This is a genomic window from Pseudomonas bijieensis (genome assembly GCF_013347965.1).
GTDB classification, from domain to species: domain Bacteria; phylum Pseudomonadota; class Gammaproteobacteria; order Pseudomonadales; family Pseudomonadaceae; genus Aquipseudomonas; species Aquipseudomonas bijieensis.
Window position 1 is genome coordinate 2,969,746 of sequence record NZ_CP048810.1, and the last position, 23,755, is coordinate 2,993,500.

Sequence of the window (23,755 nt, forward strand, 5' to 3'; positions counted from 1 at the left end):
CAACCTGCGGCGACCGGTCTTGGCCTATGATAAAACGCTCTATTCGTTCTGCCTTTGTCCTACAGGATCTGTCATGTCGCTTACTGCCAAACCCCTTGCCGGCGTCAAAGTCGTCGAACTCGGCACCTTGATCGCCGGGCCCTTCGCCTCGCGCATCTGCGGCGAATTCGGTGCCGAGATCATCAAGGTCGAATCGCCCGATGGCGGTGATCCGCTGCGCAAGTGGCGCAAGCTGTACGAGGGCACCTCGCTGTGGTGGTTCGTCCAGGCACGCAACAAGAAGTCCCTGACCTTGAACCTCAAACACCCCGAAGGCCTGGCGATCCTGAAAAAACTGCTCGGCGAAGCCGACATCCTGATCGAGAATTTCCGCCCCGGGGTGTTGGAAAAGCTCGGCCTGGGCTGGGATGTCCTGCATGCACTGAACCCGAAACTGGTGATGGTGCGGCTTTCGGGCTTCGGCCAGACCGGGCCGATGAAAGATCAGCCAGGATTTGGCGCGGTGGGCGAATCCATGGGCGGCCTGCGCTACATCACCGGCTTCGAGGATCGCCCGCCCGTGCGCACCGGGATTTCCATCGGCGACTCCATCGCCGCCCTCTGGGGCGTGATTGGCGCATTGATGGCCCTGCGTCACCGCGAGATCAACGGCGGAACCGGGCAAGTGGTGGACGTAGCCTTGTACGAGGCAATTTTCGCCATGATGGAAAGCATGGTGCCGGAATTCGACGTGTTCGGATTCATCCGCGAACGCACCGGCAACATCATGCCCGGCATCACCCCCTCGTCCATCCACACCAGCGCCGACGGCAAGCACGTGCAAATTGGCGCCAATGGCGACGCGATCTTCAAGCGTTTCATGCAAATCATCGGCCGCGACGACTTGGCCAACGACCCGCAACTGGCCAGCAATGATGGCCGTGACGAGCGCCGTGATGAGCTGTACGGGGTCATCGATCGCTGGGTCAACTCACTGCCGCTCGATACTGTCATCGACCAATTGAACCAGGCCGAGGTCCCGGCCAGCCGGATCTTCAGTGCCGAGGATATGTTCAGCGACCCGCAATTCCTGGCCCGTGAAATGTTCCTGCAGGCCAAGCTGCCGGACGGCAAGGCGTTCAAGATGCCGGGAATCGTACCGAAGCTTTCCGACACCCCGGGTACTTCCGAATGGGTCGGGCCAGCGCTGGGGGAGCACAACGCCCAGGTGCTCGGCGAGCTGGGCTACGACGCGCAGCAGATCGCCAAGCTGCGCAGCGACGGCGCCATTTGACGCGCCATGCTGCGAGCGAAAACCGGCGGTCCACTGAAAATCAACTGTGGGAGCGAGCTTGCTCGCGATAGCGTCGGTTCAGCCGACTTGATGTTGACTGGCACACCGCAATCGCGAGCAAGCTCGCTCCCACAAAGACTCCAGCACCTGCCCCAACACGCTAAAACGTAAACGCCAGGCAAAAAGAAACCCCGAGAAGTGGGGAGACAACTCGGGGTTAAACGTGACCATTCAAGGTCCGTACAACAAGCGACAAGCACCGGAGCACAATGCTCGCTCTTGTTGGTAAAGAGTCTGACTCATTAGGCAGTAGGAAGGTTCCCACAAAATCCCGGTCAATTCGCCGCGCCCATGACCTTGTCGCGCGCCAGATTACGCAGCGCCGCAATCACACAAGGCTCCAGGCGGCCCTCGGCAATCAGCACATCGCGATGCAGGCCATCGACCACATCCGTCAACTGACGCTTGTCGGTCAATTGGGCCTGATTGAACACTCGCTCGACCATAATGGCCCCGGAGGCATTCTTCAGCGTCACCAGGCATTCGCCCTTGGCGCCGGAGGGAGTCAGCGTGACCTGATACGGGCTCAAAGCCTCACCCAGCAATAGGCTGATACTTTCCATTCGCTCACCCTTCAATAGTCCGAAAACAACTGCATGTTCACAGTAAGTGACCGTGGGCCGCAGCAGAAAGTTCGTCAGCGCACCGAACCGGCACGCCTTCAACCTGTTCAACCGAGCATGCGCGTCCAATATGACAGGCAAACAACAGCTTTCTCTAGCAGCCTTTGCGTGGTGACGGTCGGCATCAAGCCATGAACCTGTCGCAACGGCGCAAACGCCGCCCGACATCGGACCAGCCCCCCAGGATGCCGCGCAATTGCCCATCGGCCCCATAGAAAGGCACCGACCAATGATAGATTTCCCGCAATTGGCCGCTGAACATCAATTGCCGGTCGAAGAACCGAGACTGGCCAGTGCGCAATTGCTCCATCACCTCCCCATGCAGCAACTGCGCAGTGGCTGGCGGGAATGCTGCCGAATCCGTCAGCCGCGTGCCCCGAAGCTTTTCGAAGCGGGTCGCAAACTGGTCCTCGTAGCTTTTGTTGCACATGATCAGGCGCCCCTCCAGATCACGGATGAAAATCGGGTCGGGAATGGCATCCATCAAGGCCCGCTGGAGCATCAACTGGTCCTTGAGAACCGCTTCGGCCTTGAGGCGTTGATCGATCTGAATCTGCAGGCGGCGGTTCCACAGCAGGGACAAGAGGCCAAAGACCACGACCACGGTCACACACCAGTAACCCCATCGAGACAGCCGCTCCCAGATCGATGGCGCCTGGACCGGCGTAATGCCGGCCATCCACTTGGTGCGCAGCGCGCGCATGTCCTCGGCCGGAAAAGCTTCCAAGGCTTTATTCAAGATGCTCAACAGCGCGGACAGGTCCTGGCGTACCGCCAGGTAGTCCGGTTCCCACTTGCCCTCGAGGCCGCTGCCTACCTGCAATTGCCCGGCTGGATAGAGATGCACCCCGGTTTCATTTTCGATGGTGGCATAGGCTTCCCGGCTCTCTACCAGCGCCCGCGCCTCACCATAGGTCTTGGTCGTGCGCAATTTGATCGCCGGGTAATCGCGCCTGATTTCCGCTTCCAATGCATGCCGTGCCGGCAATGCCAGGACCTTCCCTTCAAGCTGCTCCAGCGAATGAAGAGACGATTCCCCGTCACGGCCGACGAATACCCAGCCGGAACCGCCGAATGCATGACTGAAACTCAGAAAATCCCTACGTTCTTCATTCATCGCCAGCAGGGTCGTCATGTCGGCCTCGCCATTCTCCAGCATCGTCAGCAACTCGCCGGGGGAGAACGACTCCCGATGCACGAACTCAAGGCCGGTCATTTGCGCGATGCGCTGGAGAATGTCGTGGTTCAGTCCGTTCCACTGCCCCTGTTCATTCTTGAACAGGTACAACGGAAACTGCATCGTCGCCACGATGACCCTGGGGTTCTCCTTGATCCACTTCAATTCCTGCGCATCCAGCATCAGGCGCTCGCCAGGATTGAACGGCGGCGTTTCGAAAGCCGCCAACTGCGCCGCGTTCCCCCCCTGCGCCGAGTACATCAGCGCCAGGCCCATTACCCAGCCCAAGGCGGGCTTGCCTTTGATAAAAAACGACATCTGCATTTCCTTCGAGATGACTCGCCCGTTCCTCCAAGGGCGAAACCCGACCAGTTTGGCATGCAGAAACAAGAAAGCCCGTCAGGAGACGGGCTTCAAAATGTGACAGATTTACGCGGTCAGAGCGGCTTGCCGCGGTTGCCATGCTGGCTGACAAAGGCCTGCACGGCCTTCAAGTCGTTAGGCAACACGGTGCAACGCTCATCTCGTTCAAACAAATCAGAAAGATGCGCAGGTAGTTCGAGCGCTTTTCCTACACCTGCTTTCTCCACCGCTTCCGGGAACTTGACCGGGTGAGCCGTGCCCAGGATTACCATCGGGATGTCCAGGCTGCGACGGCACTCCCGGGCGGCCCTGACGCCGATGGCCGTGTGCGGATCGAGCAGTTCACCGCTCTGACCGAACACCTCGGCGATGGTTTCGCAGGTCTGTTCATCGTCCACGGCCAGGGAATCGAACAGCTTGCGGGCTTCGGTCCAGCGCTCAGGCTCGACGCTGAAACCACCACCCTGGCGGAAGCTGTCCATCAGGCCGGCAATGGCCGCACCATTGCGACCGTGCAGGTCGAACAGCAGGCGCTCGAAGTTCGACGACACCATGATGTCCATCGAAGGCGACAGCGTGGCGTGCAGGGTTTCCTTGACGTACTGGTTGCCGCTCATGAAGCGGTGCAGGATGTCGTTGCGGTTGGTGGCGACGATCAATTGATTGATCGGCAGGCCCATGTTGCGCGCCAGGTAGCCGGCGAAGATATCGCCGAAGTTGCCGGTCGGCACCGAGAACGACACCGAGCGGGCCGGGCCGCCCAATTGCAGGGCCGCGTGGAAGTAATAAACGATCTGGGCCATGATCCGCGCCCAGTTGATCGAGTTCACCGCCACCAACCGCGTGCCCTTGAGGAAGCTCTGGTCGGCGAAACTGGCCTTGACCATTTCCTGGCAGTCATCGAAGTTGCCTTCGATGGCGATGTTGTGGATGTTATCGCCAAAAATCGTCGTCATCTGCCGACGCTGCACTTCCGAGACCCGGTTGTGCGGGTGCAGGATGAAAATGTCGACGTTCTCGCAATGCTTGCAGCCTTCGATGGCCGCCGAGCCGGTGTCGCCAGAGGTGGCACCGACGATCACCACACGCTCGCCACGCTTTTGCAGCACGTAGTCCAGCAGGCGACCGAGCAATTGCAGAGCGAAGTCCTTGAACGCCAGGGTCGGGCCGTGGAACAGCTCCATGACCCATTCGTTACCGTTGAGCTGACGCAGCGGCGCGATGGCGTTGTGGGAAAAGACGCCATAGGTCTCTTCCAGGATCTTTTTGAAATCGGCGTCCGGGATGCTGCCGGTGACGAACGGGCGCATGACCCGGAACGCCAGCTCGTGATACGGCAGGCCGGCCCAGGAAGCGATTTCTTCCTGGGTGAAACGCGGCAGGTTTTCCGGCACATAGAGACCGCCGTCCGTGGCCAGGCCGGCCAGGAGGACATCTTCGAAATTCAGGGCCGGTGCCTGGCCGCGGGTGCTGATATAGCGCATGGGGCAAACCTTCGGTTTGGGCTTCAAGCGTTGAAGTTGCAAGCTACACATCAAAGGCACGTTTGCCTTCGTTCGCGGCCTGCAACTTATCCGCTTGCCGCTAAATTAATTCAAATGTTCAACGCGGATACGGACCACCGGGCCAACGACCCCCTGGAGCGCTTCCAGCGCCGCAATCGCATCGTTGATGCGCTGCTCGACCACACGGTGGGTCAGCAGGATCATCGGCACCAGGCCGTCGTGTTCCTCGACTTCCTTCTGCATGATCGACTCGATGTTGATGCCGCGTTCCGAGAGGATACTCGCCACTTGGGCCAGCACGCCCGGATGGTCCTTGGCCTGGATGCGCAGGTAGTAGGAGCTTTCGCACGCTTCGATCGGAAGAATCGGGTGAGCCGACAGCGAGTCTGGCTGGAAGGCCAGGTGCGGCACACGGTTTTCCGGGTCCGAAGTCATGGCGCGAACCACGTCCACCAGGTCGGCAATCACCGAAGAGGCCGTCGGTTCCATGCCCGCACCAGCGCCGTAGAACAACGTCGAGCCGGAGGCATCACCGTTGACCATCACCGCGTTCATCACGCCGTTGACGTTGGCGATCAGGCGATCGGCCGGGATCAAGGTCGGGTGCACACGCAGCTCGATGCCGTTGGCGGTGCTGCGCGCCACGCCCAGGTGCTTGATGCGATAGCCCAGGGCTTCGGCGTAGTTCACGTCAGCGGTGGTCAGCTTGGTAATGCCTTCGGTGTACGCCTTGTCGAACTGCAATGGAATGCCAAACGCAATGGAGGCCAGGATCGTCAGCTTGTGCGCTGCGTCGATGCCTTCCACGTCGAATGTCGGATCCGCCTCGGCGTAGCCCAGGGCCTGAGCTTCGGCTAGCACATCCTCAAAGGTGCGACCCTTTTCGCGCATCTCGGTGAGGATGAAGTTGCCGGTGCCGTTGATGATCCCCGCGACCCAGTTGATACGGTTGGCCGACAGGCCTTCGCGGATCGCCTTGATCACCGGGATGCCACCGGCCACGGCGGCTTCGAAAGCCACGATCACGCCCTTCTCCCGGGCCTTGGCGAAAATTTCATTACCGTGAACAGCGATAAGCGCCTTGTTCGCGGTGACCACATGCTTGCCATTCTCGATGGCCTTGAGTACCAACTCGCGGGCAACGGTATAGCCGCCCACCAGCTCTATGACGATGTCGATCTCAGGGTTCGTGGCCACTTCGAAGACATCGTTGGTAATCGCAATACCGGTCGTCTGGAACTGAGGCTTTGGCGTGCGCATGGCAATTTGTGCCACTTCGATCCCACGCCCGGCACGACGAGCAATTTCCTCGGCGTTGCGCTGAAGTACGTTGAAGGTGCCGCCACCGACGGTACCTAACCCACAGATGCCTACTTTGACCGGATTCACTCTTGACTCCCCATGAAACGGCCGACGCAAGGTCGGCCGTGAAATACAGCCGCGCAGCAACGCGACTTTTTGTTTAACGGCCCGACGAAGGTTTTCGCCGAGCCGTGATCTTCAGAAGCGAATCGCCCATGATCATTTCGCGCCCAACGCCAGTTTGGCGACTTGTGGCGCCGGCTGGTAGCCCGGAATCACCTGGCCGTCGGCCAAAACGATGGCCGGCGTACCGTTCACGCCAATGGACTGGCCCAAGGCGAACTGCTTGGAGACCGGGTTCTCGCACTTGGCGGCCTTGATTTCCTTGCCATCGACCATCTTGTCCATTGCCGCTTTCTTGTCCTTGGAGCACCAGACCGCCTGCAACTGCTCATCGCCCGGCGAGCCCAGGCCCTGACGCGGGAACGCGACATAGCGCACTTCGATGCCGCGCTTGTTCAGCTCGGGCACTTCGGCGTGCAGTTTGTGGCAATACGGGCAGGTGGTGTCAGTGAACACCGTGATGTGGGACTTGGTTTCGCCAATCGCCGGATAAACCACGGTTTCTGCGACTGGAATGCCGTTGATCAACTTGGAAATGCCCTGGCGCTCGGTCATTTCGGTGAGATTGACCGGCTTGCCGTCCTTGAGCTCGAACAGGTTGCCCTGGACGATGTACTGACCGTCGGCGCTGGCGTAGAGCACGCGGCTGCCCTTGAGCTTGACCTCATACAGGCCGGCCATGGGGCTGGCCGAAATGGTTTCGATCGGCACTTCGAGCTGAAGGTTTTCCAGGCTCTTGCGGATAGCCTTGTCGGCCGCGTCGTCGGCGATGGCAAAGGTACTGGCCAACGCAATGGCGGCGGCGGTGAACATCTGGATCAAACGCATGGGGACTCCTGAGGCGAACAAATGAGACGGGAAACGCCGACCCGCAGATTCGGGTTCCAACCGCCCACTGTGCAAACCGACAAAGCCTACCACATAAGGCTCGCGTGACCGAATGCCGCTGACGCAAGACATTGGTGGCGGCTTTTCCGTGGGAGCGGGCGTGTGAGAACAAGGCTTGCCCTCGATGGCCGCGCCGCGGTGCAACAACGGAGCCGCGTTATCGTTCATCGCGGGCAAGCCTTGCTCCCACAGGGGATTTTATTCAGCCACGCGGGTGATGCCTGGCATGCAGATCCTGCAACCGCGCCCGGGCAACGTGAGTGTAGATCTGGGTGGTGGACAGGTCGCTATGGCCGAGCAACATCTGCACCACTCGCAGGTCGGCGCCGTGGTTGAGCAGGTGCGTGGCGAAGGCGTGGCGCAAGGTGTGAGGCGAAAGGGATTTGTTGATCCCGGCCACCTTGGCCTGGTGCTTGATACGGTGCCAGAAGGTCTGACGGGTCATCTGCTCGCCGCGCAGGCTGGGAAACAGCACGTCGCTGGGACGCCCACCCAGCAATTCATGGCGGGCATCGCGCATGTAGCGCTCGACCCAGACAATCGCTTCCTCCCCCATCGGCACCAGGCGTTCCTTGCTACCTTTGCCCATCACCCGCAGCACACCCTGGCGCAAATTGACCTGCTCCAGCGTCAAGCTGATCAACTCGGTGACACGCAGGCCGCAGGCATACAGGACTTCCAACATGGCCCGGTCGCGCTGACCGATGGCTTCGCTGAGGTCGGGCGCCGCCAGCAACGCTTCCACATCGGCTTCCGACAGGGATTTGGGCAACGGGCGCCCCAATTGCGGCATTTCCACGCGCAAGGTCGGGTCCACCGCAATCAGCTTTTCCCGCAGCAAGTAGCGATAAAACCCACGCAAACCGGAGAGAAACCGCGCGGTCGAGCGTGGTTTGTAGTCCTGCTCCAGGCGCCAGGCCAAGTGATCGAGGATCAACTCCCGGCCGGCATTGACCAGCTCCAGGTGGTTTTCCTGCAACCAGCCGTTGAACAGCGCCAGGTCGCTGCGGTAGGCATCGCGGGTGTTATCGGACAGCCCCTTCTCCAGCCACAGGGCGTCGAGAAACTGGTCTATCAGCGGATGATCGATGGCTGGCATAAAGACTCTTGAAGGATGCGGGCACACGGCATCGAAAGGGGAAATGAAGCCATGCAGGGTGCTCAAAGCGCAAATCGCAGGCAACAAAAAAGCAGCCCGCAGGCTGCTTTTTTTTGCATCGGAAGCTGGACTTAAGCCAGTTTTTCCTTGATGCGAGCTGCTTTACCGGACAGGTCACGCAGGTAGTACAGCTTGGCTTTACGCACGTCGCCGCGACGTTTCACAGCCATGCTGTCGATTTGCGGGCTGTAGGTCTGGAAAGTACGCTCTACGCCGACACCGTTGGAGATTTTACGAACGGTGAATGCACTGTTCACGCCACGGTTACGCTTGGCGATAACGACGCCTTCGAACGCTTGCAGACGGGAACGGTCGCCTTCCTTCACTTTCACCTGAACGACAATGGTGTCGCCCGGGGCAAAGGTAGGGATTTCTTTGGTCATCTGCTCTGCTTCGAGTGCAAGGATGATTTTGTTAGTCATGCTGTGCTCCTAAGGCAAGTCGTCGGACTCACCATCGATACGTTGTTAACTATCGTCCCGCTCGCGGATGTATTCCTCGAGCAGCTTCTTCTCTTCTCCAGAAAGCGAGCGGCTTTCCAGAAGATCGGCGCGTCGTTCATAGGTCCGACCAAGGGACTGCTGTAAACGCCAACGCCGGATGTGCGCGTGGTTGCCACTTAGCAACACGTCGGGAACACGCTGATCCGCATACACCTCCGGTCGGGTGTAGTGCGGGCAATCCAGCAGACCATCCGTAAAGGAATCTTCCTCAGCGGAATCTGCATGCCCTAAAGCTCCAGGCAGCAGTCGTGTAACCGCATCGATCAGGACCATCGCCGGCAGCTCGCCGCCAGACAGTACATAGTCGCCAATCGACCACTCTTCATCGACATGAGCTTCAATGAAACGCTCGTCAATGCCTTCGTAACGGCCGGCAATCAGGATCAATGCATCCGAATTCGCCAGCTCGCGTACCGCCGACTGAGTCAGCTGGCGGCCTTGGGGCGACAGGTAGATCACCTTCGCGCCCTCCCCGGCTGCGGTTCTGGCCTGAACCAGAGCGTCTTCCAGGGGCTTGATCTTCATCACCATGCCCGGACCACCGCCAAACGGGCGATCGTCCACAGTGTGATGTCGATCCGTGGTGTAGTCCCGCGGATTCCAACAAGTGAGCTGCAACAGCTCCTGTTTCACCGCGCGGCTGGTTATGCCGTACTCGCTGATGGCGGAAAACATCTCGGGAAACAATGTGATGACTTCAACGCGCAAATTAGCCACGTTTAGAAATCCGCATCCCATTCCACCTTCATCTCGCCTGCGGCAAGGTCGACGGCCAACACGCATTGCTCGGTATAGGGCAACAGGCGTTCGCGATCATCCAGGCTGCCGACGCAAGGCTTGACCACCATGACATCGTTCGAACCGGTCTCGAGCAGGTGATCGATTTTCCCGAGCAATTGCCCGAGGTGGTCGATGACCTTCAGACCCACCAGCTGGTACCAGTAGTACTCGCCGTCGGTCAGTTCAGGGAACAGGTTGCGCGGCACGCAGATCTCATAACCGGCCAGAAGACGTGCTTCTTCACGATCATCGAGACCCTTGAGCTTTGCGACCAGGAACTTGTCGTTCCCACGTCCGCTGACCAGCTCCACCTGTTTCACGCTACCTTCGCGCTTGAGCGTCCAGGTTTTGTAGTCCAACAGGTTCTTGATCGGATCAGTAAAGGAATACACCTTCACTTCGCCGCGAACGCCATGTACAGAATAGATCTTGCCGACAACGATCAAATCACCGGCATCTTTTGGCGTCGCGTTCATATTGCTCAGGCCGCAGCCTTAGCCGATTCCTTCAACAACTGAGCAACGCGCTCAGAAGGTTGTGCACCAACGCTCAGCCAGTAGGCTACGCGCTCTTGGTTCACGGACAGACGAACTTCCTGACCACGGGCAACAGGGTTGAAGAAACCAACCTGCTCCTTGTGGGAACCGTCACGCGGGTTGCGGCTGTCGGTTACGGTCAGGTGGTAAAACGGGCGCTTTTTGGAGCCGCCAAGGGCAAGACGGATTGTTAGCATGTGAACATCGTTCCTGTAGTCGGTGCTGCAAATCTAAATGCACAGCGGGCATAGGTGCCCGAAAGGCCGCATATTCTAAGGAATATCCGGCCTTTTGCAAATGTCTTTTTCCGGCGCCTGGGCCGTGCGATCAAGATTTGCCATGGAGCCGTCATGAAAAACGGCAGGTCAGCTCCCGTGCAGCACGGGTTTGCTGGAGATCCCCGCATCCGTGCGGGGCAACGCCGACATGACAGCCGGCGCAGATTCTTTACATTTTCGGCATGCCGCCGCCGGGCAACATACCGCCCATGCCGCGCATCATCTTGGCCATCCCGCCCTTGGCGGAGAATTTCTTCATCATCTTCTGCATCTGCTTGTGTTGCTTGATCAAGCGACCGATGTCCTGCACCTGGGTGCCGGAACCCATGGCGATACGACGCTTGCGCGAACCGCTGATCAGCTCAGGGTCGCGGCGCTCGGCCGGGGTCATGGAGTTGATGATGGCTTCCATCTGCTTGAACTGCTTTTCAGCCGCGCCCTGGGCATTGCCCATCTGCGCCAGGTTCACACCACCGATGTTCGGCAGTTTGTCCATGAGCCCGCCAAGACCGCCCATGTTCTTCATTTGTTGCAGTTGGTCGCGGAAGTCCTCGAGATCGAAGCCCTTGCCCTTCTTCAGCTTCTTGGCCAGTTTGTCGGCCTTGTCCTTGTCGAGGGTCTGCTCGGCCTGCTCGATCAGGCTGAGCACGTCGCCCATGCCCAGAATCCGCGAAGCGATACGCTCAGGGTGGAACGGCTCGAGCGCTTCGCTCTTCTCGCCCATACCGATGAACTTGATCGGCTTGCCGGTGATGGCGCGCACCGACAGCGCGGCACCGCCACGGGCATCGCCGTCGACCTTGGTCAGGATCACGCCGGTCAACGGCAGTGCGTCACCGAACGCCTTGGCGGTGTTGGCCGCGTCCTGGCCGGTCATGGCATCGACCACGAACAGGGTTTCCACCGGGTTGATCGCGGCATGCAACGCCTTGATCTCGCCCATCATCTCTTCATCGATGTGCAGGCGACCGGCGGTATCGACGATGACCACGTCGATGAATTTCAGTTTTGCTTCTTTAATAGCCGCCTGGGCGATGTCCACCGGCTTCTGGCTCAGGTCGGACGGGAAGAACGTCACGCCGATATCGTTGGCCAGGGTTTCCAGCTGCTTGATGGCCGCCGGACGATAGATGTCCGCGGACACCACCATCACCGACTTTTTCTTGCGCTCTTTAAGGAAGCGCGCCAGCTTGCCGGCCGTCGTGGTCTTGCCCGCGCCTTGCAGACCTGCCATCAGCACCACCGCTGGCGGTACGGCGGCGAGGTTCAGGTCTTCGTTGGCGGCGCCCATGAGGCTTTCGAGTTCGGCCTGGACGATCTTCACGAACGCCTGGCCCGGCGTCAGGCTGCGCGACACTTCGGTGCCGACGGCGCGTTCCTTGACCGAATTGACGAAGTCCTTGACCACCGGCAGGGCGACGTCGGCTTCGAGCAACGCCATGCGCACTTCGCGCAGGGTGTCTTTGATGTTGTCCTCGGTCAGTTTCGCCTTGCCGGTGACATGGCGCAGCGTCTGCGAGAGACGGTCGGTTAGGTTTTCAAACATGCGCGATCCTTTCAGGCCCAGATGAGACCGGGATAATGGCGGCCCAGACCGTGAAAAATGTGCTCGGCGAGCCTGCGGCGTGGGCAGGTCGCGGATTATAGCGAAGAAGCGGGCGACGTACACCTTACTGTCAGTTGCGGTGGTCTTTCGTGCGGAGGGGGTTCTATGCCAAACTCAGCGCCTTTCGGGCTTGCCTAACAGGATTTATGCTCCCCTTGTCACCCAGCTTGTTTGCCACGCTCGCCGCCGCTTGCCTTTATGCCGCTGCGACCCTCTATCAAGGCTCACGCCTGGCCACCGGTGCCAAGGCGAACAAACGCCTGCTGGTCACGCTTGGCGTGCTGGCGGTGCTCGGCCATGCGGCCAGCCTTTATACCCACCTGATGACGCCGATCGGCCTGGGCCTGGACTTTTTCAACGCCGCCAGCCTGATCGCCGTCGCCGTGATCGCCCTGACACTAGTGGCCTGCTCGCGCATCCCGGTGGAAAACCTGCTGGTGCTGCTGTTCCCACTGGGGCTGGCCACGGTGCTACTGGCGCAGTTCGCGCCGTCGGGTACAGTGCAGATCATTGATGAAGAGCCGGGCATCCTCGCCCACATCCTGCTGTCGATCCTGGCCTATGGCCTGTTCACCATCGCGGTGTTCCAGGCCCTGCTGCTACTGGTGCAAGACCATCAGCTCAAGAACAAGCACCCGTCCGGGCTGATCCGCAATTTCCCGCCGCTGCAAACCATGGAGAGCCTGCTGTTCGGCTTCCTCTGGGCCGGTTGGGGCTTGCTGTCACTGTCGCTGATCTCCGGCTGGTTGTTCGTCGAGAACCTGTTCGCCCAGCACCTGGTGCACAAGACCCTGCTCGCCTGCCTGGCATGGATAGTCTTCAGCGTGCTGCTGTGGGGCCGCAACCGCCTCGGCTGGCGCGGGCACAAGGCGATTCGCTGGACCCTGGCCGGCTTCTGCCTGCTGATGCTCGCGTACTTCGGCAGCAAGCTGGTCCGCGAATACATCTTGCATGTGTGACGGACGGCCCTGATGGATACGTTGCCCGTGGCGCCGCTGTTTGCCGTGCTGGTGGTGCTGATCCTCTGGTCAGCCCTGTTCACCGCGATCGAAGCCGCCCAGCAACACCTGCTGGCCCAGCGTACGGCCTCGCGCGCCACTGACAAACCGCTGGCGACGCTGACATTCCCGCTGGCCAGCCTGATCCTGTGCAATACCCTCTGCCGCACCCTGGCCGTGGTCATCGGCACCTTGCTGGCGATTTTTACCTGGCTGGAAAACGGCCCCTGGGTGGCCTGGCTCGGCACCAGCGCCGCCCTGCTGGTGTTTGCCGACTACCTGCCGCGCACCTTGGCCACTCGCCAGCCCGAAGCGGTGCTGGCACTGGGCAACACCTTGCTGGGCATACCGTTGAAGATCCTCTATCCGTTTGCCTGGCTGTTGAATGGCGCCAGCCAATTGCTGCTGCGCCCATTTGCCCGCAAGGCCAGCATGGTGCAACAGAGCGACGACGAAATGCCCGCGCCACCGCGTAGCGAGCATGAACCGGAGCACAACAGCGGCCGACTGCACCCGATTTCCGGCATCCACGCCCTGGACAACATCACCGTCAACGATATCCTCGTGCCCCGCAGCGAGGTCGATGGCATCAACCTCGACGACCCCATCGGCGAGATCATCGAACAGCTACGCCTGAACCGTCGTACCCGCCTGCCGGTGTTCCACAGCGACATCAACCAGGTCGAAGCGGTGCTCAACACCCGCCAGATCCGCCATCTGCTGGCGGACGCGAGCCTGACCAAGGAAGCGCTGCTGGCGGCCTCCCACGAGCCCTACTTCGTGCCCGAAAGCACACCACTGCAACTGCAATTGCTGAATTTCCACAAGCAGCAGCGGCGCCTGGGCATGGTGGTGGACGAATACGGCGAAGTGCTGGGCATCGTTACCCTGGAAGACATCCTCGAAGAAATCGTCGGCGAATTCGAAAGCGAGCACAGCCTCGACAATCCCCATGTCCATCCCCAGCCCGATGGCCGCCTGATGATCGATGGCGCGGCGTCGATTCGTGAGTTGAACAGGACCCTGGGCTGGCACCTGCCTTGCGACGGCCCCAAAACCCTCAACGGGCTGGTGACCGAAGCCCTGGAAACCATTCCCGAAAGCCCGGTATGCCTGAAGATCGGGCGGTATCGACTGGAAATCATCGAGACCGTGGACAACCGTGTGAGCCAGGTGCTGGCGTGGCATAACAGCTCGGTGCCGGTGGTGCTCTAAACACCGTCTTCGTGGCGAGGGGAGCTTGCTCCCGCCGGGCTGCGCAGCAGCCCCAAAGCAGCAATCCAACCCGCCTGACACACCGAGCTGTCAGGTCTCAGGGCCGCTTCGCAGCCCAGCGGGAGCAAGCTCCCTCGCCACAGAAGCTCAGCGCACGCTTCAATATTCTGTGCGGGCTCTCTTGTTGATTCGTTAGCCCCCCTTCCTATACTCAAGCCGCTTACCGGACCCTGCGTCTACCCTGCACTCAGCCGGTTCCGGTCCGACCATCGGCGAAATCCGCATCAGCCCTGCGACTGTTCCTACCCGAAACAGCGAAAGGGTACCCGCCCACATCCCTGGGCGTTCGACCATAATAATTCGCTCCAACGGAGCACATGACTGTCAGGGATAACCGCATGACGACCACTACCTGCAACGAGGCTGTGCCTGTCCAGCCGACAAATTCCGCCACCCGCGTGGCGACCGCAAGCTTCATCGGCACCGCCATCGAGTTCTACGATTTCTACGTCTATGCCACGGCGGCGGCCCTGGTGATCGGGCCGGTGTTCTTCCCGCAAACTTCTGGCACGGCACAGATGCTGTCGTCTTTCCTGACGTTCGGCATCGCCTTCCTCGCCCGGCCGCTGGGCTCGGCGCTGTTCGGCCACTTCGGCGACCGGATCGGGCGCAAGTCCACGCTGGTGGCGTCCCTGCTGCTGATGGGGGTGTGCACCACGCTCATCGGTGTGCTGCCCGGTTATGCCAGCATTGGCGCCTGGGCACCGGTCCTGCTGTGCCTGCTACGTTTCGGCCAGGGCCTGGGCTTGGGCGGTGAATGGGGCGGGGCGGCGCTGCTTGCCACCGAGAACGCGCCCAAGGGCAAGCGTGCCTGGTTCGGCATGTTCCCCCAATTGGGGCCGTCCATCGGCTTCCTGGCGGCCAATGGGCTGTTCCTGACCCTGGCCATGAGCCTGGACGATGAGCAATTCCGCTCCTGGGGCTGGCGGATTCCGTTCCTGCTCAGCGCCGTGCTGGTGATCGTCGGCCTCTATGTGCGGCTCAAACTCCATGAAACCCCGGTATTCGCCAATGCCATGGCCCGCCAGGAGCGGGTCAAGGTGCCGTTGGTCGAGCTGTTCAGCCAATACTGGGCGCCGACGCTGCTGGGCGCGGCGGCGATGGTGGTGTGTTACGCGCTGTTCTATATCTCGACGGTGTTTTCCCTGAGCTACGGCGTGTCCACCCTCGGCTACAGCCGCGAGACATTCCTGGGCCTGCTGTGCTTTGCCGTGCTGTTCATGGCCGCCGCTACCCCCCTGTCGGCCTGGGCCAGCGACCGCTACGGCCGCAAACCGATATTGATCCTCGGCGGTGTGCTGGCAATTGCCTCGGGTTTCCTCATGGAACCCTTGCTGACCCACGGGTCGACCGGGGGCGTGGCACTGTTCCTGTGCATCGAGCTGTTCCTGATGGGTGTGACCTTTGCCCCCATGGGCGCCTTGCTCCCGGAGCTGTTTCCGACCCACGTGCGTTACACCGGCGCCTCGGCAGCCTACAACCTGGGCGGTATCGTCGGTGCCTCGGCCGCGCCGTTCTTCGCCCAGAAACTGGTGGCGATGGGCGGTTTGAGCTATGTCGGAGGCTATGTTTCAGCAGCCGCGCTGCTCAGCGTGATCGCCGTGCTGTGCCTGAAGGAGACGCGCCACAACGACTTGAACCGGGTCGCCTAGGTTGAGGCCCGTGGCGAGCGCTGCATGCCTCGCCACGGGAAGCTGTCGCAAGCCTGAACACCCGCTAATGAAATAACCGCTAACAGTCGCTTACCATTGAAACCACCCCCCACCTGCCCCATCTAAGACCCATACCCCATTGCGCAGGTGCCCCATGAGCGACCAGCACTCTACTGAAGCCACTCACGATTACGACGCTGACTCCGAACACATCGAACACACTTCGTCCGGTACCGGCCTGGCCCTGCCTGGCCAGAACCTGCCGGACAAGGTCTATATCATCCCCATCCACAATCGCCCCTTCTTCCCGGCCCAGGTGTTGCCGGTCATCGTCAACGAAGAACCGTGGGCCGAGACCCTGGAGCTGGTGGCCAAGTCCGAACACCACTCCCTGGCACTGTTCTTCATGGACACGCCCCAGGAAGACCCGCGCCATTTCGACACCTCGAAACTGCCGCTGTACGGCACGCTGGTGAAGGTGCATCACGCCAGCCGGGAAGGCGGCAAGCTGCAGTTCGTCGCCCAGGGCCTGACTCGCGTGCGCATCCGCACCTGGCTCAAGCACCATCGCCCACCGTATCTGGTGGAAGTCGAATACCCGCACCAGCCGAGCGAGCCGACCGACGAGGTCAAGGCCTACGGCATGGCGCTGATCAACGCGATCAAGGAACTGCTGCCACTCAACCCGCTGTATAGCGAAGAGCTGAAGAACTACCTCAACCGCTTCAGCCCCAACGACCCATCGCCACTGACCGACTTTGCCGCCGCGCTCACCTCCGCCACCGGCAGCGAACTGCAGGAAGTGCTCGACTGCGTGCCCATGCTCAAGCGCATGGAAAAAGTGCTGCCGATGCTGCGCAAGGAAGTCGAAGTGGCGCGGCTGCAGAAAGAGATTTCCGCCGAGGTCAACAACAAGATCGGCGAGCATCAGCGCGAGTTCTTCCTCAAGGAACAGCTCAAGGTCATCCAGCAGGAACTGGGGCTGACCAAAGACGACCGCAGCGCCGATATCGAACAGTTCGAGCAACGGCTGGAAGGCAAGGTGCTGTCGGCCCAGGCGCAGAAGCGCATCGAAGAGGAGATGAACAAACTCTCCATCCTGGAAACCGGCTCGCCGGAATACGCCGTTACCCGCAATTACCTGGATTGGGCAACCTCGGTGCCGTGGGGCGTGTACGGCCAGGACAAACTTGACCTCAAGCATGCCCGCAAGGTTCTCGACCAGCACCACGCCGGCCTGGACGACATCAAGGACCGTATCCTGGAATTCCTCGCCGTCGGTGCCTACAAAGGCGAGATCAGCGGCTCTATCGTGTTGCTGGTGGGCCCGCCGGGCGTGGGCAAGACCAGCGTCGGCAAGTCCATCGCCGAGTCCCTGGGGCGGCCGTTCTACCGTTTCAGCGTTGGCGGCATGCGCGACGAAGCCGAGATCAAGGGCCATCGGCGCACCTACATCGGAGCCCAGCCGGGCAAGCTGGTACAGGCGCTAAAAGACGTCGAGGTGATGAACCCGGTGATCATGCTCGATGAGATCGACAAGATGGGCCAGAGCTACCAGGGCGACCCGGCGTCGGCCCTGCTCGAGACCCTCGACCCGGAACAGAACGTCGAATTTCTCGATCACTACCTGGACCTGCGCCTGGATCTGTCGAAAGTGCTCTTCATCTGCACCGCCAACACCCTGGACTCGATCCCCGGCCCCTTGCTGGACCGGATGGAAGTGATCCGCCTGTCGGGTTACATCACCGAAGAAAAAGTCGCCATCGCCAAGCGCCACTTGTGGCCCAAGCAGTTGGCCAAGGCCGGCGTGTCCAAGGGCAGCCTGAGCATCAACGACAGCGCCCTCAAAGCCCTGATCGACGGCTACGCCCGTGAAGCCGGGGTGCGGCAGTTGGAGAAACAACTGGGCAAACTGGTGCGCAAGGCGGTGATGAAGCTGATCGACGACCCCAAAGCGGTGATCAAGCTCGGGCCGAAAGACTTGGAGGCCTCCCTGGGCAAACCGGTGTTCCGCAACGAGCAGGTGTTGTCCGGCGTCGGAGTGATTACCGGCCTGGCCTGGACCAGCATGGGCGGCGCGACCTTACCCATCGAGGCAACGCGCATCCACACCCTCAATCGCGGTTTCAAGCTGACCGGGCAACTGGGGGACGTGATGAAAGAGTCGGCGGAAATCGCCCACAGCTACGTCAGTTCGCACCTGAAGCAATTCGGCGGCGATCCGAAATTCTTCGACGAGGCCTTCGTTCACCTGCACGTACCGGAAGGCGCCACGCCCAAGGACGGCCCGAGCGCCGGGGTCACCATGGCCAGCGCCCTACTGTCCCTGGCCCGTAACCAGCCACCGAAAAAAGGCGTGGCCATGACCGGCGAACTGACCCTTACCGGGCATGTACTGCCGATCGGCGGCGTGCGCGAAAAAGTGATCGCGGCGCGGCGGCAGAAAATCAATGAACTGATCCTGCCGGAAGCCAACCGGGGCAATTTCGAAGAATTGCCGGACTACCTCAAGGAAGGCGTCACGGTGCACTTTGCCAAGCGGTTTGCGGATGTGGCCAAGGTGCTGTTCTGATAGAACTGTAGCGCTTATGCGGGCCCCATCGCGGGCAAGCCTTGCTCCCACAGGGTTTAATGCCGCTCACAGAGTCAGTGTGCGACAAAGATCCATTGTGGGAGCAAGGCTTGCCCGCGATAGCATCATCAGCGACAGCACTTCCTCAGCTGACACACCTAGTAGCATCTTCGGTTATGCTCGCCGTTCGTCGTGAATGCCGGAGTCATCACCCTTATGTCCATCACCCGCCTGCTCATCCCCTTGAGCCTCGCCCTGCTGAGCGCCTGCGCCACGCAAAGTGGACGCAACGTGACCGTGGAAAAACTGAGCCAGTGCCCGGTGCGGCTCAATAACGGGCAGAACCTGATTTTGAGCTTGCCGAGCAACCCCACCACCGGTTATCGCTGGGCGATCCAGGATTCGGCCGGCGGCGTGCTCAAAGGCCTGGGCCCCGAGGTTTATCGCAACCCGGAAGACGCCGGCATCGTCGGCGCCGCCGGGGTCTCGACCTGGCGCTTCCAGGCGTTCAACGCCGGCACTGGGCGTCTGCGCCTGACTTATCAACAGCCCTGGGCTCCGGAAGTACCGCCCGTGGAAACCTTCGACTGCGCCATTGCGGTGAATTGACCGTGGGTTGGCTGATCCTTGCACTGATGGGCGCAGCCACTTACCTGTACGGCCTGGCCATGCACGCCACGCTGCTGTGTCTGCTGGTCAAGCCTATGCCGGTGCTGGCCCTGCTCGGTTGGCTGCACGATGCGCCGCCAGGCGAGTATCGGCGCTGGATCAGCCTCGGGCTGATTTTTTCGCTGGTGGGCGATGTGCTGCTGGCCTGGCCGGGGGATCTGTTCGTGTTCGGCCTTGGCGCGTTTCTGCTGGCGCACCTGGCTTACCTGAAAGCTTACCTGAGCGACTGTCACCGTCCGGCGCTGCTGCCATTGGCCCTGGCCTTGGGCATCGGCGCAGTGCTGTTGGGGATACTGGTGTCGAGCGGTCTCGGGCCGTTGCTGGTGCCGGTGATTGTCTACGGCCTGGCTATCAGCGCCATGCTCTGGCGAGCCCTGGCACGGTTGGGTACCGAGGTGCCGAAACGCTCGGCCTGGCTGGCCGCCGCCGGGGCGCTGGCCTTTGTGTTTTCCGACAGCCTGATCGGCATCAACCGGTTCATACAGCCCTTCCATGCCGCGCCTTATCTGATCATCATCAGTTATTGGCTGGGCCAATGGGGCATCACGGCGTCAGCGTTCCCGCAAAAGCAGCGCTGAACAAAGATCAATGTGGGAGCGAGCAAGCTCGCTCCCACAGGTTTTTTGGTTAAAATGCCGGCCTTTTCACCACCCATGCCGCTGGAACCGCCGTGAGCAAAGAACCCGATCGCCTATTCGCCCAACCCCTGGCCCAAGTGCCGGACTTCGCCTTCAACGAGGACGTGGTGCGGGTGTTTCCGGACATGATCAAGCGTTCGGTGCCGGGTTACCCGACCATCGTCGAAAACCTCGGCGTGCTCGCCGCGCAATTCGCCCAACCCAATAGCGTGCTCTATGACCTGGGTTCGTCCCTGGGTGCGGTGACCCAGGCCCTGCGCCGCCATGTGCGCACCGACGGTTGCCGTGTCATCGCTGTGGATAACTCGGCGGCCATGGTCGAGCGTTGCCGCGAATACCTCAACGGCCAGGACTCGATGTTCCAGGAGTTGCTGCCCGTTGAGGTGATCGAAGGCGACATCCTCGCCCTGACGTTCCAGCCTGCCTCGGTGGTGGCGCTGAACTTCACTCTGCAATTCATCGCGCCGGACCAGCGCACCGCGCTGTTGAGCCGCATTCGCCAGTCGCTGCTGCCCGGCGGCGCCCTGATCCTGTCGGAAAAACTGCGCTTCAACGATGTCGAGGAACACGCCCTGCTCACCGACCTGCACGTGGCGTTCAAACGCGCCAACGGCTACAGCGAGCTGGAGATTGCCCAGAAACGCAGCGCCATCGAAAACGTCATGAAGCCCGATAGCCTCGAAGAACACCGCGAACGCCTGTTGGCGGCTGGGTTCTCGAAAGTCGTGCCGTGGTTCCAGTGTCTTAACTTCGCCTCGTTGATTGCCCTGCCATGATCGATCTGTCTCCCCTCGCCCGCCGCCTGGCCGGTACCCCCTTGGCCGATTGGGCCGCGACCCTGCAGACGCAACTCGACAGCAAAATGGAAAAAGGCCATGGCGACCTGGAGCGCTGGCAGAACGCTCTCGACGCCTTGCCAATGCTGCAACCGACTGAAATCGACCTGCTGAACGGGCTGACCCTCGACACCGATTGCTCCGACGAAACCCGGGCACGAATGCGCACGGCGTTGATGGGCCTGTCGCCGTGGCGCAAAGGGCCGTTCGACCTGTTTGGCGTGCACGTGGACACCGAATGGCGCTCGGACTGGAAGTGGTCGCGGGTCGCACCGCACCTGGATCTCAAAGGCAAGCGCATCCTCGACGTGGGCTGCGGCAATGGTTACTACATGTGGCGCATGCTCGGCGCCGGGGCCGACACGGTGATCGGCGTCGACCCCAACTGGCTGTTCTTCTGCCAGTTCCAGGCCGTGCAGCGTTACCTGTCACAGCCCAATGCCTGGCACTTGCCATTCCCCTTCGAAGCGTTGCCCGCAGAGCTGGAAGGCTTCGACACGGTGTTCTCCATGGGCGTGTTCTACCATCGCCGCTCGCCGATCGAACACCTGCTGGCCCTCAAGGACTGCCTGGTCAAAGGCGGCGAACTGGTGCTGGAAACCCTGGTAATCGAAGGCGACGAACATCAGGTGCTGGTGCCCGAGGACCGCTACGCGCAGATGCGCAATGTGTGGTTCCTACCCTCGGTCCCGGCCCTGGAACGCTGGCTGCGCCGCGCCGGGTTCAGCGATGTGCGTTGCGTGGACGTGAGCCTGACCACCGTGGAAGAACAGCGCAGCACCGAGTGGATGAAGTATCAGTCGCTGAGCGACTTCCTCGATCCCGCCGACCACAGCAAAACCATCGAAGGACTGCCGGCACCAATGCGGGCAGTGATTGTGGCGCGGAAATAAATCGCCCCGCTGTGTGCAAGCTTCTGTGGGAATGAACCTGTGGGAGCAAGGCTTGCCCGCGATGGCGGCACCGCGGTCTATAGTAAGACCGCGTTATCGTTCATCGCGGGCAAGCCTTGCTCCCACAGAGATTCACTCCCACATTAGGGGGAAAGGTGTCAGTCTGAGGATTTGGCTCTACGGGCCTTGAAGAACTCACTCAACACCGTGCTGCATTCTTCAGCCAGCACCCCGCCTTCGAACATCACCCGATGGTTCAGGAAACCCTGGCTGAAAAACTGCCCCTGGCTCTGCACGATCCCGGCCTTGGGCTCCAGGGCGCCGTAGACGACCCGGGCGATACGCGAATGGACGATGAGGCCGGCGCACATGCTGCAGGGCTCCAGCGTCACATAAAGGGTACTGCCGGGCAGGCGATAGTTGCTCACCGCCTGGGCGGCGGCGCGGATGGCGACCATTTCCGCATGGGCGCTGGGGTCGTGGCCGCTGATCGGGCAGTTGAAGCCACGGCCGATGATCTCGCCATCCTGCACCAGAACCGCGCCCACCGGCACTTCGCCCAGGGCTGCGCCTTGTGCGGCGAGGGCCAGGGCTTCGCGCATGAAGTCCTGGTCACGGCTGCGGTCGATGATTCTGGCGGGGCGAATCTGGCGCATCAAGCCACCTCGATGGCGGCCATCAGGCCGGTTTCCATGTGGTCGATGACATGGCAGTGGAACATCCACACCCCCGGATTATCCGCCACCAGCGCCACCTGCGCCCGCTCGTTCTTGCCCAGCAGGTAAGTGTCGGTGAAGTACGGCACGACCTTGTGCCGGTTCGATGCAATCACCTTGAAGCTCATGCCGTGCAAATGGATCGGATGCTGGTACTGGGTCATGTTCTTCAATTCGAAAATGTAGCTCTGGCCTTTTTTCAGCGTGGCGATTGGCCGGTCGGCGCAGGTCTTGTCGGTGATGTCCCAGGCTTTGCCGTTGATCTGCCACAGACTCGGCGGCTTGCCATTGTCGACGTTGACCGACACCGAGCCAACCCATTCGAAATTGAAGTTGAGTTTCTCGGCATTGGCCAGGTCCGGCTCGGACACCGGGTTGGGTGGCAGCGCCGCCGGCCACTGGGTCGGTGCGTCACTGTTAGGCACCGAACGCAAAGTCCCCAGGCGCACCGGGCCATTGCGCAACGACAGCTCTTCCCCGGCCGGCGGCGCCTTGATCGCCAGGCAAATGCGCATGCCCGGGCCAAGCCAGTATTCCTTGCCCAGCGGGCGCGGTTCGACGGGGTTGCCGTCCAGCGCATAGATCTGCGCTTCGACGCCTGGAATATTGATCCGGTAGGTCAGGGTGTTATCCAGGTTGAGCAAACGCACCCGAGTAATCTGCCCGGCCGGCAGCTCAATCACCGCCTCCGGCACGCCGTTGATGGTCGCCAGGCGCCCGGCCGTGCCACCTCGCGCGGCTTCGCGAGGAATGCTGAACGCCACGAACTGGCCTTGCTCGTCCACATGCCAGCTCTTGAGGCTCAGGGTTTGTTCGTACTTGAACCCGGTAGGCTCGCGCTCTTCGATGATCAGCGGCCCCACCAGCCCACGCCCGAGCTCCTCGCTGCTGTTGACGTGGGGGTGATACCAATAGCTGCCGGCATCCGGCACGCGGAACTTGTAATCGAAATACTCGCCCGGCAACACCGGCAGTTGCGAGACATACGGCACGCCGTCCATCTCCAGCGGCAAACGGATCCCGTGCCAATGAATGGTGGTGGCGACCGGCAGGTGGTTGATGAAACGTACCCGCAGCCATTCACCCTGGCGCACTCGCAACTCGGTGCCCGGCGCCGACGGACCGAAGGCCCAGGCCTGGGTCTTGTGCCCGGCCACCAACTCGACGTCCAGGGGCGCCGCGATCAATTCATAGTCGTGGCCAGCCTCGGCATCCGCCATCTTGCCCAGCCAATACCGCGAAGCACCTCCCGCCCCCACACCAACGACAACAAGACCGGCCAGGCCACCGAGTATTTGGCGACGGGTAAAGGACATGAACGCAAGCACCT

Annotated in this window: 22 protein-coding genes; 9 read left to right on the forward strand and 13 right to left on the reverse strand. The window is 61.1% G+C overall.

The features are described from left to right. Window positions 1-73: 73 nt before the first annotated feature. On the forward strand, window positions 74-1,273 hold the full coding sequence (locus GN234_RS12990) for a CaiB/BaiF CoA transferase family protein (RefSeq protein WP_176688575.1): 1,200 nt from the start codon (window positions 74-76) through the stop codon (window positions 1,271-1,273). Between the two features lie 335 nt (window positions 1,274-1,608). Here the strand turns inward: GN234_RS12990 and GN234_RS12995 are convergent, their stop codons facing one another. From GN234_RS12995 to ffh, 11 genes are all read right to left on the reverse strand, one after another. Then, window positions 1,609-1,896 (reverse strand): DUF3509 domain-containing protein, encoded by a 288-nt coding sequence (locus tag GN234_RS12995; RefSeq protein ID WP_109753651.1) that lies wholly within the window; start codon window positions 1,894-1,896, stop codon window positions 1,609-1,611. Between the two features lie 184 nt (window positions 1,897-2,080). Continuing rightward, window positions 2,081-3,451, reverse strand: coding sequence for a transporter substrate-binding domain-containing protein (locus GN234_RS13000; protein WP_109753650.1), 1,371 nt, complete (start codon window positions 3,449-3,451; stop codon window positions 2,081-2,083). Window positions 3,452-3,570: 119 nt separating this feature from the next. After that, window positions 3,571-4,980, reverse strand: a complete 1,410-nt coding sequence (gene thrC, locus GN234_RS13005) for a threonine synthase (RefSeq protein WP_109753649.1) — start codon at window positions 4,978-4,980, stop codon at window positions 3,571-3,573. Between the two features lie 105 nt (window positions 4,981-5,085). Next, entirely contained in the window at window positions 5,086-6,390 is a 1,305-nt protein-coding gene (locus tag GN234_RS13010) for a homoserine dehydrogenase (protein ID WP_003198098.1), read from the reverse strand. Between the two features lie 132 nt (window positions 6,391-6,522). Next, entirely contained in the window at window positions 6,523-7,254 is a 732-nt protein-coding gene (locus tag GN234_RS13015; protein ID WP_063322825.1) for a DsbC family protein, read from the reverse strand. A gap of 262 nt (window positions 7,255-7,516) precedes the next feature. Then, window positions 7,517-8,413, reverse strand: coding sequence for a site-specific tyrosine recombinase XerD (gene xerD, locus GN234_RS13020; RefSeq protein WP_176688576.1), 897 nt, complete (start codon window positions 8,411-8,413; stop codon window positions 7,517-7,519). A 131-nt stretch (window positions 8,414-8,544) separates the two neighbouring features. Next, entirely contained in the window at window positions 8,545-8,895 is a 351-nt protein-coding gene (gene rplS, locus GN234_RS13025; RefSeq protein ID WP_003175895.1) for a 50S ribosomal protein L19, read from the reverse strand. 45 nt (window positions 8,896-8,940) lie between these two features. Continuing rightward, window positions 8,941-9,714 carry a tRNA (guanosine(37)-N1)-methyltransferase TrmD gene (trmD, locus tag GN234_RS13030; RefSeq protein ID WP_170845966.1) on the reverse strand — a complete coding sequence of 258 codons (774 nt, stop codon included), beginning with the start codon at window positions 9,712-9,714 and terminating at the stop codon, window positions 8,941-8,943. Further along, complete coding sequence (gene rimM / locus GN234_RS13035) at window positions 9,696-10,232, reverse strand: ribosome maturation factor RimM (protein WP_053182269.1); 537 nt, start codon at window positions 10,230-10,232, stop codon at window positions 9,696-9,698. The genes trmD and rimM overlap by 19 nt, the downstream gene beginning before the upstream one ends. Window positions 10,233-10,237: 5 nt before the next feature. After that, window positions 10,238-10,489 carry a 30S ribosomal protein S16 gene (gene rpsP / locus GN234_RS13040; RefSeq protein WP_003198088.1) on the reverse strand — a complete coding sequence of 84 codons (252 nt, stop codon included), beginning with the start codon at window positions 10,487-10,489 and terminating at the stop codon, window positions 10,238-10,240. Between the two features lie 250 nt (window positions 10,490-10,739). Then, on the reverse strand, window positions 10,740-12,116 hold the full coding sequence (gene ffh, locus GN234_RS13045; protein ID WP_060739058.1) for a signal recognition particle protein: 1,377 nt from the start codon (window positions 12,114-12,116) through the stop codon (window positions 10,740-10,742). A 206-nt stretch (window positions 12,117-12,322) separates the two neighbouring features. On the opposite strand from ffh, the gene GN234_RS13050 reads away from it, so the two are divergent. From GN234_RS13050 to cmoB, 8 genes are all read left to right on the forward strand, one after another. Next, window positions 12,323-13,135 (forward strand): cytochrome C assembly family protein, encoded by an 813-nt coding sequence (locus GN234_RS13050; protein ID WP_109753647.1) that lies wholly within the window; start codon window positions 12,323-12,325, stop codon window positions 13,133-13,135. Window positions 13,136-13,147: 12 nt separating this feature from the next. Next, complete coding sequence (locus GN234_RS13055; protein ID WP_116831529.1) at window positions 13,148-14,389, forward strand: HlyC/CorC family transporter; 1,242 nt, start codon at window positions 13,148-13,150, stop codon at window positions 14,387-14,389. 398 nt (window positions 14,390-14,787) lie between these two features. Then, a complete protein-coding gene (locus GN234_RS13060; protein ID WP_109753644.1) occupies window positions 14,788-16,101 on the forward strand; it encodes an MFS transporter in 1,314 nt (437 codons plus the stop codon). A 154-nt stretch (window positions 16,102-16,255) separates the two neighbouring features. Continuing rightward, window positions 16,256-18,673, forward strand: a complete 2,418-nt coding sequence (gene lon, locus GN234_RS13065) for an endopeptidase La (protein WP_109753643.1) — start codon at window positions 16,256-16,258, stop codon at window positions 18,671-18,673. Between the two features lie 216 nt (window positions 18,674-18,889). Continuing rightward, complete coding sequence (locus tag GN234_RS13070) at window positions 18,890-19,282, forward strand: protease inhibitor I42 family protein (RefSeq protein ID WP_116831528.1); 393 nt, start codon at window positions 18,890-18,892, stop codon at window positions 19,280-19,282. Window positions 19,283-19,284: 2 nt separating this feature from the next. After that, window positions 19,285-19,920, forward strand: a complete 636-nt coding sequence (locus GN234_RS13075; RefSeq protein ID WP_176688577.1) for a lysoplasmalogenase — start codon at window positions 19,285-19,287, stop codon at window positions 19,918-19,920. Window positions 19,921-20,012: 92 nt separating this feature from the next. Next, window positions 20,013-20,756 (forward strand): carboxy-S-adenosyl-L-methionine synthase CmoA, encoded by a 744-nt coding sequence (gene cmoA / locus GN234_RS13080; RefSeq protein WP_109753640.1) that lies wholly within the window; start codon window positions 20,013-20,015, stop codon window positions 20,754-20,756. Beyond that, window positions 20,753-21,709: a tRNA 5-methoxyuridine(34)/uridine 5-oxyacetic acid(34) synthase CmoB gene (gene cmoB, locus GN234_RS13085; protein ID WP_116831527.1), complete on the forward strand. Its 957-nt coding sequence runs from the start codon at window positions 20,753-20,755 to the stop codon at window positions 21,707-21,709. Before cmoA ends, cmoB begins: the two co-directional genes overlap by 4 nt. Before the next feature lie 158 nt (window positions 21,710-21,867). Here cmoB and tadA read toward each other — a convergent pair whose 3' ends face one another. Both tadA and GN234_RS13095 read right to left on the reverse strand, forming a co-directional pair. Continuing rightward, complete coding sequence (gene tadA / locus GN234_RS13090) at window positions 21,868-22,365, reverse strand: tRNA adenosine(34) deaminase TadA (RefSeq protein WP_060739067.1); 498 nt, start codon at window positions 22,363-22,365, stop codon at window positions 21,868-21,870. Next, window positions 22,365-23,741, reverse strand: a complete 1,377-nt coding sequence (locus tag GN234_RS13095) for a multicopper oxidase family protein (RefSeq protein ID WP_176688578.1) — start codon at window positions 23,739-23,741, stop codon at window positions 22,365-22,367. Before GN234_RS13095 ends, tadA begins: the two co-directional genes overlap by 1 nt. Window positions 23,742-23,755: the final 14 nt, after the last annotated feature.

Coding starts and splice junctions, on each gene's coding strand:
- GN234_RS12990 (WP_176688575.1), top strand. CDS start 74: ATGTCGCTTACTGCCAAACCCCTTGCCGGCGTCAAAGTCGTCGAACTC.
- GN234_RS12995 (WP_109753651.1), bottom strand. CDS start 1,896: ATGGAAAGTATCAGCCTATTGCTGGGTGAGGCTTTGAGCCCGTATCAG.
- GN234_RS13000 (WP_109753650.1), bottom strand. CDS start 3,451: ATGTCGTTTTTTATCAAAGGCAAGCCCGCCTTGGGCTGGGTAATGGGC.
- thrC (WP_109753649.1), bottom strand. CDS start 4,980: ATGCGCTATATCAGCACCCGCGGCCAGGCACCGGCCCTGAATTTCGAA.
- GN234_RS13015 (WP_063322825.1), bottom strand. CDS start 7,254: ATGCGTTTGATCCAGATGTTCACCGCCGCCGCCATTGCGTTGGCCAGT.
- xerD (WP_176688576.1), bottom strand. CDS start 8,413: ATGCCAGCCATCGATCATCCGCTGATAGACCAGTTTCTCGACGCCCTG.
- rplS (WP_003175895.1), bottom strand. CDS start 8,895: ATGACTAACAAAATCATCCTTGCACTCGAAGCAGAGCAGATGACCAAA.
- trmD (WP_170845966.1), bottom strand. CDS start 9,714: ATGGGATGCGGATTTCTAAACGTGGCTAATTTGCGCGTTGAAGTCATC.
- rimM (WP_053182269.1), bottom strand. CDS start 10,232: ATGAACGCGACGCCAAAAGATGCCGGTGATTTGATCGTTGTCGGCAAG.
- rpsP (WP_003198088.1), bottom strand. CDS start 10,489: ATGCTAACAATCCGTCTTGCCCTTGGCGGCTCCAAAAAGCGCCCGTTT.
- ffh (WP_060739058.1), bottom strand. CDS start 12,116: ATGTTTGAAAACCTAACCGACCGTCTCTCGCAGACGCTGCGCCATGTC.
- GN234_RS13050 (WP_109753647.1), top strand. CDS start 12,323: ATGCTCCCCTTGTCACCCAGCTTGTTTGCCACGCTCGCCGCCGCTTGC.
- GN234_RS13055 (WP_116831529.1), top strand. CDS start 13,148: ATGGATACGTTGCCCGTGGCGCCGCTGTTTGCCGTGCTGGTGGTGCTG.
- GN234_RS13060 (WP_109753644.1), top strand. CDS start 14,788: ATGACGACCACTACCTGCAACGAGGCTGTGCCTGTCCAGCCGACAAAT.
- lon (WP_109753643.1), top strand. CDS start 16,256: ATGAGCGACCAGCACTCTACTGAAGCCACTCACGATTACGACGCTGAC.
- GN234_RS13070 (WP_116831528.1), top strand. CDS start 18,890: ATGTCCATCACCCGCCTGCTCATCCCCTTGAGCCTCGCCCTGCTGAGC.
- cmoB (WP_116831527.1), top strand. CDS start 20,753: ATGATCGATCTGTCTCCCCTCGCCCGCCGCCTGGCCGGTACCCCCTTG.
- tadA (WP_060739067.1), bottom strand. CDS start 22,365: ATGCGCCAGATTCGCCCCGCCAGAATCATCGACCGCAGCCGTGACCAG.
- GN234_RS13095 (WP_176688578.1), bottom strand. CDS start 23,741: ATGTCCTTTACCCGTCGCCAAATACTCGGTGGCCTGGCCGGTCTTGTT.